The organism is Plantibacter cousiniae (nom. nud.), assembly GCF_977070315.1.
The window spans coordinates 12,643-27,972 of sequence record NZ_CDRVEU010000008.1 but is presented as its reverse complement, the minus strand read 5'-3'; the positions used below and the strand labels follow the sequence as shown (position 1 = coordinate 27,972).

At 61.3% G+C, this 15,330-nt stretch carries 10 protein-coding genes; 6 read left to right on the top strand and 4 right to left on the bottom strand.

The annotated features are described in order from the left end of the window. The first annotated feature begins 6 nt into the window (after nt 1–6). Nucleotides 7–1,395, top strand: coding sequence for an efflux transporter outer membrane subunit (locus tag ACW55A_RS16045; RefSeq protein WP_455807805.1), 1,389 nt, complete (start codon nt 7–9; stop codon nt 1,393–1,395). A gap of 23 nt (nt 1,396–1,418) precedes the next feature. On the opposite strand, the gene ACW55A_RS16040 is transcribed toward ACW55A_RS16045, so the two are convergent. The 4 genes from ACW55A_RS16040 to pvdP all read right to left on the bottom strand — a co-directional run bounded on the left by ACW55A_RS16040 (nt 1,419) and on the right by pvdP (nt 7,022). Further along, entirely contained in the window at nt 1,419–2,168 is a 750-nt protein-coding gene (locus tag ACW55A_RS16040) for an SDR family oxidoreductase (RefSeq protein ID WP_455807806.1), read from the bottom strand. Between the two features lie 80 nt (nt 2,169–2,248). Next, nucleotides 2,249–3,868 (bottom strand): GMC family oxidoreductase, encoded by a 1,620-nt coding sequence (locus ACW55A_RS16035; RefSeq protein WP_003366627.1) that lies wholly within the window; start codon nt 3,866–3,868, stop codon nt 2,249–2,251. A 237-nt stretch (nt 3,869–4,105) separates the two neighbouring features. Further along, nucleotides 4,106–5,056 (bottom strand): helix-turn-helix domain-containing protein, encoded by a 951-nt coding sequence (locus ACW55A_RS16030; RefSeq protein ID WP_430302135.1) that lies wholly within the window; start codon nt 5,054–5,056, stop codon nt 4,106–4,108. 331 nt (nt 5,057–5,387) lie between these two features. Then, nucleotides 5,388–7,022, bottom strand: a complete 1,635-nt coding sequence (pvdP, locus tag ACW55A_RS16025; protein WP_498811032.1) for a pyoverdine maturation tyrosinase PvdP — start codon at nt 7,020–7,022, stop codon at nt 5,388–5,390. Nucleotides 7,023–7,204: 182 nt separating this feature from the next. Between pvdP and pvdM the strand changes: the two genes are divergently transcribed. The 5 genes from pvdM to ACW55A_RS16000 all read left to right on the top strand — a co-directional run bounded on the left by pvdM (nt 7,205) and on the right by ACW55A_RS16000 (nt 15,069). Next, a complete protein-coding gene (pvdM, locus tag ACW55A_RS16020) occupies nt 7,205–8,599 on the top strand; it encodes a pyoverdine-tailoring dipeptidase-like protein PvdM (protein WP_060708903.1) in 1,395 nt (464 codons plus the stop codon). Beyond that, complete coding sequence (gene pvdN / locus ACW55A_RS16015; protein WP_455807808.1) at nt 8,592–9,872, top strand: pyoverdine-tailoring periplasmic protein PvdN; 1,281 nt, start codon at nt 8,592–8,594, stop codon at nt 9,870–9,872. The genes pvdM and pvdN overlap by 8 nt, the downstream gene beginning before the upstream one ends. Before the next feature lie 47 nt (nt 9,873–9,919). Continuing rightward, nucleotides 9,920–10,786 (top strand): dihydropyoverdine dehydrogenase, encoded by an 867-nt coding sequence (gene pvdO / locus ACW55A_RS16010; protein ID WP_455807809.1) that lies wholly within the window; start codon nt 9,920–9,922, stop codon nt 10,784–10,786. A gap of 68 nt (nt 10,787–10,854) precedes the next feature. Next, complete coding sequence (locus ACW55A_RS16005) at nt 10,855–12,531, top strand: cyclic peptide export ABC transporter (protein WP_455807810.1); 1,677 nt, start codon at nt 10,855–10,857, stop codon at nt 12,529–12,531. Nucleotides 12,532–12,837: 306 nt separating this feature from the next. Continuing rightward, entirely contained in the window at nt 12,838–15,069 is a 2,232-nt protein-coding gene (locus ACW55A_RS16000; RefSeq protein ID WP_046719684.1) for a TonB-dependent siderophore receptor, read from the top strand. Nucleotides 15,070–15,330: the final 261 nt, after the last annotated feature.

Below are 15,330 nucleotides of genomic sequence, written 5' to 3'. Positions count from 1 at the left end.
CGATCAATGAAGCCTAGCCTTTGCGTTTTGACTGCCTGCCTGTTGCTGAGCGCCTGCCAGACGCCTGCTCCGCCGCCGGACAGCGGCATCCAGCCGCCGGCAAGCTGGGCGTTTGCCGCAAACGCCGCCGCACAGCGCAGTGATATCCGTTGGTGGCAGCAGTTCGGCAGCCCACAGCTGAATCGCCTGATCGAACAGGCCAGCCTTGACAGCCATGAAGTCGCTGCGGCGATGGCACGGGTTCGTCAGGCACAGGCAAGCGCCATTATCGGCGGCGCGCCCTTGGTCCCGGAACTGGCCTTTGACCTGCGCGGCGAACGTAACCGGTTCCTGCGCAACAGCGACCGCAAGGCCAACCCTTCCGACGACAACAACACCAACAACTTCACCAGCGACCTGACCGCCAGCTATGAGGTGGATTTCTGGGGCGGTATCGCAGCGGGACGCGACAGCGCACTCCAAGGGCTGCGCGCCAGCCAGTTCGATCAGGCGACCGTGGAGCTGACCCTGCTGGCCAACGTCGCCGATCGCTATGCGCAAACCTTGGCGGCGCGCGAGCAAGGGTGGATTGCCGAACTGAATCTGGCCAACGCCCAAGACGTACTGCGCCTGGTGCAAACCCGCTATGAATCGGGCTCAGCTACCGCCCTCGAGCTGGCGCAGCAAAAAAATCTGGTTGCGGCCCAGCAGCGTGAACTGCCCCGCGTTCAGCAACTGGCCAACGAGCAGTTGATCACCCTGGCAGCCTTGCTCGGTCAGCCGGTGCAGAATCTGCACCTCGCGGATCAGCCCTTCGACACCCTGAACTGGCCGGACATCGGCCCCGGCCTGCCCAGCGAACTGCTGACCCGCCGCCCTGATCTGGCCAAGGCCGAGGCTGACCTGGCGGCGGCACAGGCCAATGTCACCGTCGCCCGCGCCGCCATGCTGCCAAAACTGACCCTGAGCGCCCGGCTCGGCACCGAAAACACCCGCGCCGAAGACTGGCTGCGCGCACCGTTCAGCAGCCTCGCTGCCGGGCTGATCGGACCGATCTTCAACAATGGCCGTCTGGCCGCCGAGCGCGACAAGGCCACAGCGCGTCAGGAAGAACTGCTGGAAACCTATCGCGGCGCGATCATCAACAGCTTCGCCGACGTGGAAAAAGCCCTGAACAGCATTCACGGCCTGGATCAACAGCGCTACTGGCACGAAGAAGAACTCAAACAGGCGCAAACCGCCTTCCGCATCGCCCAAAGCCGCTACCAGGAAGGCGCCGAGGACCTGCTCACCGTACTGGAAACCCAACGCACCCTTTACCAGGCACAGGACGTAAGCGTGCAGTTGCGGGTGGCACGGGTGCAGGCGAGCATCGCGCTGTACAAAGCGCTGGGCGGTGGCTGGCAGGTGCGCTGAGCGGGCTTCAGGCCCGCTATTCCTCAAACTTGCGCTTTGCCCCCGTCTACACACATCTCGATACCCGCAATGAAACTGCTGTCGTCGCAGGCAAGAAACAGCGCGGCCGCGGCCACTTCCTCAGGGCGGCCAAGACGGCCCAGTGGAATACCTCTGATCAGCGCTGCTTTCATTTGATCGACGTGCTCTTGCGCAAGCCCTTCCAGGCCCATGATCGGCGTGTCGATCGGGCCCGGGCTCAGTGTATTGACGCGAATACCTCGACTTTGCAGCTCGGCTGTCCAGGTTAGGGCAAACGAGCGTATGGCTGCCTTTGTAGCGCTGTAAGTGCTGCGGCCCGAAACGCCCCTGTTGGCGGCAATGGACGAATTCAAGATGATCGAGCCGCCGTCGTGCATCAACACCAGTGCCTTTTGCACGCTGAACAACAGGCCTTTGACGTTGGTATCAAAAACCTTGTCGTAGTGCGCCGCATCGACGCCATCGATGGATTGCATTTCCATAATGCCGGCGTTGGCGAAGAGCACGTCAATGCAGCCTTTCTCGCGCCTGACCACTGCGTAGAGTCGGTCCAGATCGTCAAGACTGGACACATAGCCTTGTACGGCTGTCATGTTACGACCTATACGTGCAACGGCATCGTCCAGCTCGGGCTGACGTCTACCCGTGATAAACACATAGGCGCCCTCTTCCACAAAACGCTGGGCGGTCGCAAGACCGATGCCGCTGCTGCCGCCGGTAATCATCGCAATTTTGCCTTGAAGCCTGCTCATGATGATGCTCTCGAAAAGGTGAAAGTCAGCGAGTACCCACCGGGCACTCGCTGCATGATCTACGGCATGGATCAAATTATTCAGGACTTGCCAGTGAGCAGACTGCCCAAGCGCTCCCCGATGATCACGCACGGGGCCATGGTGTTGCCGGTGGTTACTCGCGGCATGATCGAGGCGTCCGCGACCCTCAGATTGTCGATGCCATAGACGCGCAATTGCGCGTCCACCACCGATAACTCATCAATACCCATTCTGGCCGTACCGGACTGGTGCCAGACGGTCGATGCGGTGTTGCGCACGAACGACTCCAGATCCTTGCGGTTCATCTTTCCGGGCATCACCTCACGGCGTACAAACGGGCGCAGGGTCGAGCTGTTGCCGATCTCTCGGCAAAATTCGACTGCACGCACCAGCGCCTGCAGATCTTCGGGTTCGGCAAGCGCACCGCTGTCGATTCTCAGTGCGTCCCGGTGCCCGCCGCCAGACAACGTGATCGAGCCACGGCTTTTGGGCCGTACCAGCCCCGGCAACAAAGACCATGCGCTGGCCGGAGGGTTGAACGTCGCCTGCGCTTCAAACGAGGCAATGGGCATTTCAGCGAGAAAGGTCTGGATGTCGGGTACATCGAGCGCCGGATCACTCTTCCAGAAGAACGTCGATTCCCCGGCGTTGTTGCGCGCCGCATGAGCCTGTTCGTATTCCCAGATGCACCCCGAGACCATGATGTGGTCCTGATAATTCTGGCCGACACCCGGCAGATTCTCTAACGGAGCGATACCATGCCGAACCAGTTGCTGCGCATCGCCGATTCCGGACAGCATCAACACCTTGGGTGTGTTGATGGCACCCAGTGACAGCACGACTTCCTCTCGTGCTCTGAAACTCATGATCCTGCCTTCATGAATGACCTCGACCCCGACCGCTCGCTTGCCTTCCAGCAACACGCGCAATACATGGGTGTGGGCCAGGACCGTCAGGTTGGGCTGCGCCATCAGCGGGTACACATAACTACGAAAAATCGAACGGCGACGACCGTTTTCCAGACACATATTGACCAGTGCCGCGCCACCCGCGCCCTCCATCATCGCGCCGTTCTGGTCATCGAAAACAGGCATTCCGAGCTCCGCCACCGCTCCCAGCATGGCTGGTGCAATCGGGTTGGGATCAGGCGCAGGCTGCACGAAGACCAGACCGCCCGTGCCTCTGCGCAGTGCGTCTGGCGTACCCTGCCAGTTCTCGATACGTCGATAGGTGGCGAGTGTCGATTGATAATTCCAGGCCGGATCACCTGATTCGCTGGCAAAGTGGTCCCAGTCACTGCTGTGCCCGCGCGCCCAGACCATCACGTTGATCGAGGATCCACCGCCCAGCACCTTGCCCATCGACAAGGGAATGGCCCGGTTATTGAGGTGCGGGTTGGGTTGTGCCTGAAACTGCCAGTCGCGCTCGCTGCCCAGGTTGGTGAACCAGATACTGGCATCGGTAACACTGGGCACATCATCGGTGCCGCCTGCCTCCAGGAGCAGAACACTGACGTCGGGATTCTCTGCCAGACGCCGCGCAACGACCGACCCGGAGGTGCCGGAGCCACACACGATGTAATCGTAAGCGCCCTTCAGACTGGCTTTCAGTCGCCGCTGATTGTCTTCAACACGACGTGCAAAGTCTGCAGTGTCGGTTGCGCCGGTATAACTTTCCATAAGAGTGCCTTTGTAAAACTTCCATGAATTGACGGCGCAAAACTGCCGGGGCCAATCGCGAAAGATGAATAACGGTGGGCTGTGACCGATGCGTCAGCGCAGCAGCCATTGAGATGAATCAGTCACTGAATGACAGGATCGATTCTAGGGCGCAGACGGCGTATCACCGTTACCTGCAAGGCGCGTGAGGGATGTCCACAAGGCGCTTTCAACTGATAAGGCGAGAGCAGAAGTTGCTCAGTTGAAAGTAGCCCGAACATGCGAGGGGCAAATACCGAACTGTGCCCGGTAGGCCCGACTGAAATGCGCTGCCGTGGTGAAACCGCACTGCCAGGCAACGTCCTGAACACTTGGCCGAAGCGTGCGGGTCGAACTGAGCAATTGCTGTGCGTGTTGCAGGCGGATATTCCAGACATCACGCATCACCGTCGTCTCCTCACTCCGGAACAAGCGTTGCAAGTGCTTGACTGAAACATGCACGGCACCGGCAATGGCCGCGCAGTCGAGTTCGGTGTCACTCAAACGCGTGTAAATGTAACGTCTGGCGCGCAACAGCACGACATCAGTGCTGCGCGAAACTGCCTTGTCGCCGGGGCCGCCCAGCATGGCGTCAATCAGCTCCAGCAATTGTCTGCCCATCAACTCGCGTATGACCAAGCCAGGGGCCGCCTGTTGCTGCGCGATGCAATGGATCAGGTCACGGGCTGCGCGTATGTCTGCCGACTCCATGTCGGCAACCATCAGCCCCGGCAACGAATGCCTCAGGCCCCGATCGCGCAAACTGGACTTGGGAATGCGCAATACGGTCATTTGCCCATGCTGGGTAAACGACTCCTGAAAGGATTGCCCGGGATCGATGAAGAACATGCTGCCAGCCATGAAGCGATGTTGCTTTCCGGCTTCGTCGATATCGACATACCCACCGGTCATAAGCTTCAGATAAAGCCATTCCCCCTGCCAGCAATCCTGTTCTTCTCCAACCGGGATCAATACCAGAGATTTCAGATCAGCCTGCGTGACACCAATAGCCCCCAGGCTCCAGCTTTGCGCTGTGGAGTTGCCTGACAGGGTTTTATCGAACTCACAGTAAAGCCCGTGATGCTCCAGCATGACCTCAGACCAGTTGCCACCGGCATCGGGGCCCAGATCAAAGTGAATGTTGTTCGCGTCAAAAATTCCGGGTGTCATGAAAGGTATTCTCGAGGGCGCAAGCAAGGAAGGGATGAGAAACGGCCGAACATCCAGACAGCTTGCGACCTGGCGCCACCCTACGCCTTTTGTTCGAGAATCAGGGGGGCATTCATGAAATATCCGACAGAGCGGAGTGCGTTAGGCTCTGTACGAAAAGTCCGCGAGCGAAGGTCAGGCAAGGCAAAAACAGGCGAGGAACGGCCGGGGTCGCGTTCGACTCTACGTGTTGTAAATGAGCATTCCGATTGGACTCGCATCCGAGCCTGTTTTTAACGCAGCATCACCGAGCGCAGCCACTTTTCGTACAGAGCCTAGGAGCCAGCGCTGCTCAAAACCACCTCTCCGGCAGCAGATTCCGTGCATACCAGGGCCGGCGCGGCACGCGGCGTAGCAGGTTGCTCAGTTTGTCATCGGCCGCGAAGGTGATGCGCAGCGCCAGCTTCATGACTTCCGGGTCCATTTCCATGGTCGTGCCTGCAGTCTGGCCGGGCACTGTGCTGCAACCGTGCGTTTCAGGCCCCAGCCACGGGTCGCTGACATTCACCCAGCGGCCTGGCGCAAACCACGGCACGCCGTTGACTTGCAGGCGCTTCACTTCGCCCGGATGAAAGCGCTCGTGGGCGCGGAACCAGTCCTCAATGCGGTCGTCAATCCAGCCATGGAACATCCAGAACACCGGGTTCACGTGCGATGAAAACGGGTCGGCAAGAAAGTCGTTTTCAGGCTCGAACCAGCGCTCGGCAAAATCATCCGATCGACGTGCCATCGGCACCGGCTGCCCGTTGGCCGGATCGCGGGCCACCGAGGCCCAGCGCATGTGCAGCCAGTCGTGCAGTTCCAGTTCGACCTGCGAACCAAACTGGCCCAGGGTCAGCTTCGACAAAAAGCGCGGATCGCGATACTGCGATTCCCAGACCTGAAAATGCGTATGAAACGTCTCGTGGCTTTTGATATCGCTGACCAGCTGTGTGTATTCCTCGTCACCATGCGCCAGCCAGTTGGGCGGCAGCGAACAACCGTCGTGATTGTCGAAATAGCGGGCAAAGCCCAGGCGGTCACGTTCCAGCTCAGGCTGCGGCAGCGGAAAACGCGGCCAGGACGGCAAGTCCTGAATCCTGCGTGCCTGGATCAGCATGTGCCGGTGCATATAAAAGAAGTCTTCACCCGAGCCGTTGCGGTCCTTGTGCGGGCCACGCGCATCGCGCTCATGGTCACGCGGCCCCGGCTGCCAGCCGATGCCGCGCAGGGCGTTACGCTTGTCTTCGGGCAATTTGTGCCACTTGTCTCGCGAGGCATGCCAGAGCTGATGGAACAGACGATGCTCCCTGGAAACCAGCCAGGCCAGAAACGGCGGACTCAGGCCCACCCTTTCCCGCGCTTCTGGAAACACCTGTTTGATCGCGATCAGACGGTTTTCCAGTTCCGGCAGGGCCAGCGGTCGGTCAAGACGTTCGATACGCCCGCTCAGGGTGCCGCTGCCGGCGTTACCGAACGCGCCCCAGACTTCATCGAGGGTCAGGCTGAATTCGTAATCCGGGTTGTCGCTGTGCGGACCATTGCCGGCATGGCCGTCCATGACCCGCAGGTAGAGTCTTGCGGCATTGGCCGGTTGCAGATCGCCAATCACCCGAAAACGCGGCAGCGCATCGCCGCGCAATTGCCCGGCCGTGTCGATATAGCCGCGCAGGCCGCGACCACGCGGGGCGATGTCGAGAAACATTTCCAGGCCTTCGAGCGGCGCACCGCTCAGTCCGGCATCGCGCCCTTCGAAGCGCAGAGTCCACACACCGCGCAGCTTGTCGGCCAGGCGCTGGGTGGCGGTATCGGCAGGCCCCGCCGTCGCTTCGCCCGGCGTTTCCGGCAGGTCGACCCGGGTGAGTTCCCGATGCGCGTAATACGCTGCCGGAACTGCCGCACCGGTCAGCGCCAGACCCGCTATGAACCCTCGTCGAGAAATCGTCATTACCCTACCTGTTCCAGCCCCGAGACAGCCGTTATCCAAGCTAGAACGTAAACCCGGCAGACAAATTTAGCGCTGCACACACATCCATGAGCCCGCGCTAAATTTCTCGGTGATCCGCTCGTTCTCCACCAGATAGCAACAGCCGTCGCAGGCTGCGCAACGGTTAACCACACGAGACGGAAATGACAAGACCGCGTTGGAAAAAAGCTCTCTTCATCGGCCTGCCACTGGCCCTGGCGATCAGTGCAGGTACGGGCTTTCTGGCCTGGAATTACTGGTCGCCAGCAGGCTACCCGGTCAAGGTCATGCAGCAGGCCGACGACCTGCAGGAGCGGATCATTTCCTTCGACAGCCACATCACCGTGCCGATGAAATTCGGCAGCGAGGGCAACGAAGCCGACAAGGACGGCTCGGGGCAGTTCGACCTGGTGAAAGCCGCGCGCGGACGCCTGTCCGGTGCAGCGCTGACGGTATTCGGCTGGCCGGAGATCTGGAACGGCGACAACGCCCCGCATCGTCCGACACCCGGTTTCGTCGACGAAGCACGCCATCAGCAGGAAGTGCGCTACCGGATCATCAGCGGGCTGGTGCGCGATTTCCCCAATCAGGTCGGCATCGCCTACACCCCGGACGACATGCGCCGCCTGCACGGCGAAGGCAAGTTTGCGATCTTCATCAGCATGCTCAACGCCTACCCGCTGGGCAATGACCTGAGCCTGCTGGACCACTGGGCCGCACGCGGCATGCGCATGTTCGGTTTCAGTTATGTCGGCAATAACAGCTGGGCCGATTCTTCACGCCCCCTGCCCTTTCTCAATGACACGCCCGACGCTCTGGGCGGCCTGTCGGAGATCGGCAGGCAGGCCGTGCAACGCCTCAATGACCTGGGTGTGATCATCGACGTGTCGCAGATGTCGAGCAAGGCGCTGCAACAGGTCAGCGAGCTGAGCCGCACGCCGATGGTCGCCTCGCACTCGGCGCCGCGTGCGCTGGTGGACATCCCGCGCAACCTCAGCGACGAGGAACTGCAGCTCATCAAGCGCAGCGGCGGTGTGGTGCAAATCGTGGCGTTCCCAGCCTATTTGAAGCCGCTGACCCAGAAAACCCAGAACAAGCTCAATGCGCTACGCAAGGACTTCGACCTGCCACCGCTGCCGAACCTGGCCATGGCGCTGATGCCCGGCGACCCGATCATCACCGTCTGGCCGGAGCAACGCTTCGGCGCCTATGCCAGCAAGCTGTACGCGATTCTCGAGGAGGAGCCCAAAGCCACGGTCAAGGATTTCGTCGACGCCATCGATTACACGGTCCGCAAAATCGGCATCGACCATGTCGGCATCAGCTCCGACTTCAACGATGGCGGTGGTGTGAAAGGCTTCAACGATGTCAGCGAAATCCGCAACGTGACGGCCGAATTGATCGAGCGCGGCTACGCCGAAGCGGATATCACCAAGCTCTGGGGCGGCAACTTTCTGCGCGTCTGGGAGCAGGTTCAGGCGGCTGCCCGTCCGGATGTGAAACACATGAATCTCTCAAACGCCGCCACCCGACCCTCAGGCGCAGACGCTCATGACTGATCGCAGAACCTTTCTCAAACAGGCCGGAGTGCTGGCCGCAGCCCTGCCACTGGGCTCCGGCCTGGCAACAGCGGCCATGACGCCAGCCACTCAGCCGGCCTCCACGGATAAATGGACGCGCCTGAAACAATTGTTCAATCAGGACCCGGACTACGTTCACCTCTCGAATTTTCTGGTCACTTCGCACCCCGCACCGGTTCGCCAGGCCATCGAACAGCATCGCGCGCATATCGACCGCAATCCCGGTCTGGCCATGGACTGGGATCTGGGAGAGACCGAGCGCCGCGAACACGAGGTTCGCGTCTGGGCGGGCAAGTACCTGAAGGCCCAACCCGGCCAGATCGCCCTGACCGGCAGCACCACTGAAGGCCTGGCGATCATCTACGGCGGTATTCATGTGCGCCCGGATCAGGAGATTCTGACCACCGAACACGAGCATTCCTGCGTCCGCGACATCCTGAAATTCCGCCAGCAGCGCGACGGCACGCAGGTTCGCAAGATTCGCCTGTTCAAGGACCCGGCTACCGTCTCGGTCGACGAAATCATCGGCTCCATCGCGCGCAGTATCCAGCCGAAGACGCGCGTGCTGGGCATGACCTGGGTGCAGTCCGGCAGCGGCGTGAAACTGCCCATCGGGGCCATCGGCGATCTGGTCGAGGAACACAACCGCAACCGTGACGACCAGGACCGCATCCTCTATGTGGTCGACGGCGTGCATGGCTTTGGCGTCGAGAACCTCGACTTCCCGGAGATGAAGTGCGACTTCTATGTCGCCGGCACCCACAAGTGGCTGTTCGGTCCACGCGGTACCGGCATCGTCTGCGCCCGCTCGGAACAGGTCAAGGTCCTCACGCCGCTGATCCCGACGTTCTCGGAAGCCAGCGGTTTCAGCACGATCATGACGCCCGGCGGCTACCACTCGTTCGAACACCGCTGGGCGTTGAACGAGGCCTTCAAACTGCACCTGCAACTGGGCAAGGCCGATGTGCAGGCACGTATTCACCAGCTCAACAGTGACCTCAAGCAGCGCCTCAAGGCCCAGCCCAATGTCGAGCTGGTGACGCCCATGGATCCTGCGCTGTCGGCGGGTTTCAGCTTCTTCCGGCTCAAGGGCCAATCGTGCGACGACGTGGCGGCCTGGCTGATGAAGCAGCGCATGGTCGTTGACGCGGTGAGTCGCGACGTCGGCCCGGTGGTGCGCACCGCGCCGGGGCTGCTGAACAGCGAAGCCGAAATCGATCGCTTCATGACGCTGCTCGCCCGACGCGCCTGACACGCCTGCACCGTTCACCTGTTTTCCGTTTTCCATCGAGACCCGTCATGAAAAAAACATTGCTGCCCCTGTCCGCCCTGCTCGGCCTGTTGCTATGCGGCACCACCCTCGCCGCCACGCCCGCTGCGGTGCCCGCGCCCGGAAAAGTGTTCAAGGACTGCAAGGACTGCCCGGAAATGGTCGTGCTGCCTGCGGGCACCTTCACCATGGGTGCGCCCGAAGAGGAACTGGGTCGTCAGCCGGACGAAGGCCCGCTGCACGACGTGACCTTCGCCAAACCCTTCGCCATCAGCCGTTTTCAGGTGCTGAGCGGCGAGTGGAATGCCTATATCAAGAGCTCCGGCTACACGATGCCGGATGGCGATACCCGGCCAGGCCGCGAGTGCAAGGCCGGCAAGCCGCGCTACCCGCTGAGCCCGCGTCAGCCAGCAGTGTGCATGGACTGGAACGAAGCCAAGGCGTATGTCGACTGGCTGTCGAAAAAGACCGGCAAGTCCTACCACATGGTCAGCGAAGCCCAGCGCGAATACGCGGCACGCGGCGGCAGCAAAGGCTCGTTCCCGTTTCCGATGGACGAAGGCAAGCCCTACAGCATCGCCAAACATGCCAACACTTACGGCCCGGAAGACGGCTTCAGCTACACGGCACCCGCTGGCAGCTACAGCCCCAACGATTTCGGCATCTACGACGCCCACGGCAATGTCTACGAATGGACTGCCGATTGCGAGACCAGCAACTACAACGGCGCGCCCACCGATGGCAGCGCATGGCTGGCCGGTGATTGCACCTGGAAGATGATTCGCGGCAATGACTGGACCGAAGCGCCGATCTTCTCGCGCTCCGGCAACCGCAACAGCCGCCAGCCGGATGTACGGGGTGACTGGCTGGGTTTCCGGGTCGCCCGCGACCTCTGACCGATTTCATGCGCACCCTCGGCCGGCGATAGCCCACGCCGCACTCACGGACACTGACGAGACACACCATGACCCGCACAACTGAAAGCCTCGCCCGGGAAACCCTGAGAATCCTCAAGCCATTCTGGTGGCTGGTGGCGCTATCGACCGTGCTGGGGATTGTCAGCGGCCTGAGCGTCACCGGGCTGCTGGCCACCATCAACAACGCGATGAACATGCCCGGCGGGCCGGACACGCAGACCGCGCTGCTGTTCGCCGGATTGTGTGTGCTGACCCTGGCGTGCTCGACCCTGTCCAACCTGTCGACCAATTACGTCGGCCAGCGGGTCGTCGCCAACCTGCGCCGCGAGCTGGCAGCCAAGGTGCTGGTCGCGCCCATCGAGCAGCTGGAACGCTATCGCGCGCACCGCCTGATCCCGGTGCTGCTCAACGACGTCAACACCATCAGCACCTTTGCCCTGTCGGTCGCCCCGATGGTCATCTCGTTCACCGTCACCCTTGGCTGCCTGACCTATCTGGCCTTGCTGTCCTGGCAGATTCTGGCGCTGACGGTGCTCACCGTGGTGCTCGGCACCGGCGCGCAATACCTGGCGCATGCGTTCGGCATGCGCAGCATTCTGGCCGCGCGCAACAGCGAAGACGAATTGCAGAAGCACTATCAGGCGCTGTCCGCAGGCGCCAAGGAGCTGCGCATCCAGCGCAAGCGTCGTCAGCACATGCTCGACGAGAAGATTCATGGGGCCACCGAACACATCTGCCGCTCGAACATTCGCGCTGCCAATATCTTCGTCAGCGCGGAAACCTTCGGCTCGATGCTGTTCTTCGCGGTGATCGGCATGGCCATCGCCTTTCAGGCGTTCTGGCCGACGACCGAAAAGACCGTACTGGGCGGCTTCGTGCTGGTGATGCTGTACATGAAAGGCCCACTGGAGCGCCTGATTACTGCCCTGCCCGGCATCAGCCGTGCGCAGATCGCCATGCGCCGCATTGCCGAGCTGTCATGGAAATTCTCCAGCCCCGAACCGCACCTGCTGGTCAGTGACCGCCCGACGTCGCTGCCCAGCATGCACACGCTGGAGCTGCACAACCTGCGCTATGACTACCCGCCCGTCGAGGGCAGCGATGCCTTCCACCTCGGCCCGGTCGACCTGAGCATCAAACAGGGCGACATCGTGTTCATCGTCGGCGAGAACGGTTGTGGCAAGACCACGCTGATCAAGCTGCTGCTGGGACTGTACACCCCGCAACAGGGTGAGATCCGCCTCAATGGCCAGCCCGTCAGCGCGGAAAACCTGGATGACTACCGCCAGCTGTTCACCACGATTTTCGCCGACTACTACCTGTTCGACGAGCCGTTGCAGGGGCAGGCCGCGCTGCCGCAGGACGCGGGCAAATACCTGGAGCGCCTGGACATCGCGCACAAGGTCAGGATCGAGAACGGTGCCTTCACCACCACCGATCTGTCGACCGGTCAGCGCAAGCGCCTGGCCCTGATCAATGCGTGGCTGGACGAGCGGCAGGTGCTGGTGTTCGACGAGTGGGCCGCCGATCAGGACCCGGCGTTCCGTCGCGTGTTCTACACCGAACTGCTGCCGGAACTGAAGCAGCAGGGCAAGACCATCATCGTGATCTCCCATGACGACCGCTATTTCTACGTCGCCGACCAGTTGGTGCGGATGCAGGCCGGGCAGATTCAGGTCGAACAGGTTCGCAACGAAACCCGCGATAAAACCATTACGGCGTGATTCACTCGCACCTGAAACGCCCCGCCCGGCCCGTCCGCGAGCGGGGCTTTTTTTGCCTGGCCGCTCCGCACCACCCTCAATTGCTAGCCAAGCGCCATCTTTTTTTCGTGGATTGTGAAAAAAACATTAAATAAACGTTATTCGCTTTCGTTCTCATTAACAGCGAATTGCGCGCCCAGCCATCTCTCGCGCAACGCCCCATAAAAAAGTGGCTCACGCCTGCCCGGTCGACGGCTGGACCCGACTGCGCAGGCCTGAACGACGCTCCCAATCTCCTTGCCGATACTCACTGGAAAGAGCCAATTCATGCACAACCCGTCACGACTCACCCCGCTCAGCAAAGCGTTGATGCTCAGTCAGATGTTCCGCTCCCGGCCATCCATGGCGGCCATGGGTCTTGCGCTGTGCATGCCGGTCGCCGGTCAGGCACAGGAAACCGTCGCAGACGATTCGAACACCACAGGCACCGTCAATCTGGCCCCGACTGCAATCGACTCGCATTACCTGGGCACCACCACCGACGGCACCGGTTCCTACACCACCGGCGCAGTGAGTATCGGCAAGGGTGCACCGCAATCGCTGCGCGAAACACCGCAATCGGTGAGCGTGGTGACTCGGCAAGTCATGGATGACAACAACCTCACCAGCCTCAGCGACGTGCTGGAAGACACCCCGGGTATCACTTTCCAGTACCGCAACTTCGGCGGTCACGTGTACACCTCGCGCGGCTTCTCGCTGCTGGCGGAAAGCTTCCTGGTCGACGGCATTGGCGGTCAGGGCTATCAGATCACCGGCTGGATGCAGCCGGACATGGCCATCTACGACCGTGTGGAAGTGCTGCGCGGCGCGTCAGGGCTGTTGGTCGGTGCCGGGCAGCCCGGCGGCGCGGTCAATCTGGTGCGCAAACGCCCGACTGCCGATAACAAATTCTCGATCACCACCCGCGCCGGTTCCTGGGACCAGTACCGGGTCGACCTGGATGGCAGCGGCAAGCTCAACGATTCGGGCACCCTGCGCGGGCGCATGGTCGCGGCCTACGATGACAGCGGCTCCTATCTGGATGGTCGCGACAGCCGCACGCCGCTGCTGTACGGCATCGTCGAAGCCGACCTGAGCGACGACACCACCCTGACCATGAGCCTGCGACGTCAGGAACAGGTCATCAACGGCTACTCGATCTATGGCCTGCCGCGCTACAGCAACGGCCAGTCGCTGGGCCTGTCGCGCTCGACCAACCTGGCGCAGAAGTGGAATCGCCATGAAAGCGACATGACCGAGGTGTTCACCGAAGTCGCGCATCGCTTCAATGAGGACTGGACCAGCCGGACCTCGCTGACCTATTCCCAGGGTGGCTTCGATCAGAACATTGCCTACGCACGGGGCGCAGTGAATCCCGTGACGCTGGCGGGCTCCAACTTTCAGGGCACGCTGTTTCGCAAGGACGAGGTCGACAGCGTCGGTCTGAACAGCCAGCTGGAAGGCAACTTCAACGCGTTCGGCCTCGAACATCAGGTGACCCTGGGTGCCGATTGGTCGAAGCAGAACGCCAACACGCATCAGGCGACCGTGACCAGGCGCACCGCCGTCAACGTCTTCGATGTCGATCAGAGCGCTTTCGCCAAACCAGCCCGTCCAGCCTGGCAAACCGACATCGACACCACCGAAGAACGCGCGGGTCTGTACGCCAACACGCGCATTCACCTGAGCGAACCGTTGAGCGTGGTGCTTGGCACGCGCCTCAGCTGGTATGACTACAAGTACGACGTCAAAACCGGTGCGGCAAACAGTTACGAATCCAAGCAGACTCAGGAATTCACGCCGTTCGCGGGCGTCATCTATGACATCAACGACAGTTGGTCGTGGTACGCCAGTTATGCCGACATCTTCACGCCACAGGCCAACTACGTCTCCGCTGGCGGCTCGCCACTGGACCCGGCCATCGGCTCCAACTACGAAACCGGCTTCAAGGGTGAGCTATTCGACAAGCGCATGAACCTGTCGATGGCGCTGTTCTACATCAAGCAGAAAGATGTGGCCGCCGTTGATGTGAACACCACTGAACTGTGCCCTACCAGCTCCGACGGCTCCTGCTACCTGCAGGACGGCATCAGCCGCAGCAAGGGCGTCGATGTCGAGGCCAGCGGTGAGGTGTTACCGGGGCTGCAAGTGTTCGGCGGTTACACCTACAACATGCTGCGCAACAACGGTGATTCGGATGTGGCTTACGAAACACCGAAACACATGCTGCGCCTCAACACCAGCTACAACCTGCCGGGTGCCTGGAACCGCCTGACCCTGGGCGCCGGTGTGTCGGCGGATTCGGGTTACGAAGTGCCGTCCAACAAAGAGCTTGGCGTGGCCGGTCGGGCCATCTGGGATGCCAGGGCGTCGTGGAAACTGGACGAAAACTGGAAGGTGTCACTCAACGCCGAAAACCTGTTCGACCGCAAGTACTACACCACCTCGATCGCCACCGATCGCTCCAACGTCTACGGCGAACCGCGCAGCTACGTCCTGACACTGCGGGGGGATTTCTGATCTAAGCTCAACGTTATTGAAATCCCTGTGGGGGAGCGAGCTTGCTCGCGAAGGCAATGGTTCAAACGCCCTGATTTCCGGGACTGGACAGGTCTCTTCGCGAGCAAGCGAAGCGTTGATCGCGCGGCGCGACAGCGAGTGTGAAGCAAAGCGTCACGAACGGCATTCCCGCGCTGGAGCGTGCGCAACGATGGGTCTCCGGAGAGGCACCAGCGTGCCCATGCCCCGCGCGGAGCGGCTTCGGTACGTGATACAGCGCTC

What these genes read in the sequence shown, in the direction of transcription:
- ACW55A_RS16045 (WP_455807805.1), top strand. Translation starts at nt 7, where the DNA reads ATGAAGCCTAGCCTTTGCGTTTTGACTGCCTGCCTGTTGCTGAGCGCC.
- ACW55A_RS16040 (WP_455807806.1), bottom strand. Translation starts at nt 2,168, where the DNA reads ATGAGCAGGCTTCAAGGCAAAATTGCGATGATTACCGGCGGCAGCAGC.
- ACW55A_RS16035 (WP_003366627.1), bottom strand. Translation starts at nt 3,868, where the DNA reads ATGGAAAGTTATACCGGCGCAACCGACACTGCAGACTTTGCACGTCGT.
- ACW55A_RS16030 (WP_430302135.1), bottom strand. Translation starts at nt 5,056, where the DNA reads ATGACACCCGGAATTTTTGACGCGAACAACATTCACTTTGATCTGGGC.
- pvdP (WP_498811032.1), bottom strand. Translation starts at nt 7,022, where the DNA reads ATGACGATTTCTCGACGAGGGTTCATAGCGGGTCTGGCGCTGACCGGT.
- pvdM (WP_060708903.1), top strand. Translation starts at nt 7,205, where the DNA reads ATGACAAGACCGCGTTGGAAAAAAGCTCTCTTCATCGGCCTGCCACTG.
- pvdN (WP_455807808.1), top strand. Translation starts at nt 8,592, where the DNA reads ATGACTGATCGCAGAACCTTTCTCAAACAGGCCGGAGTGCTGGCCGCA.
- pvdO (WP_455807809.1), top strand. Translation starts at nt 9,920, where the DNA reads ATGAAAAAAACATTGCTGCCCCTGTCCGCCCTGCTCGGCCTGTTGCTA.
- ACW55A_RS16005 (WP_455807810.1), top strand. Translation starts at nt 10,855, where the DNA reads ATGACCCGCACAACTGAAAGCCTCGCCCGGGAAACCCTGAGAATCCTC.
- ACW55A_RS16000 (WP_046719684.1), top strand. Translation starts at nt 12,838, where the DNA reads ATGCACAACCCGTCACGACTCACCCCGCTCAGCAAAGCGTTGATGCTC.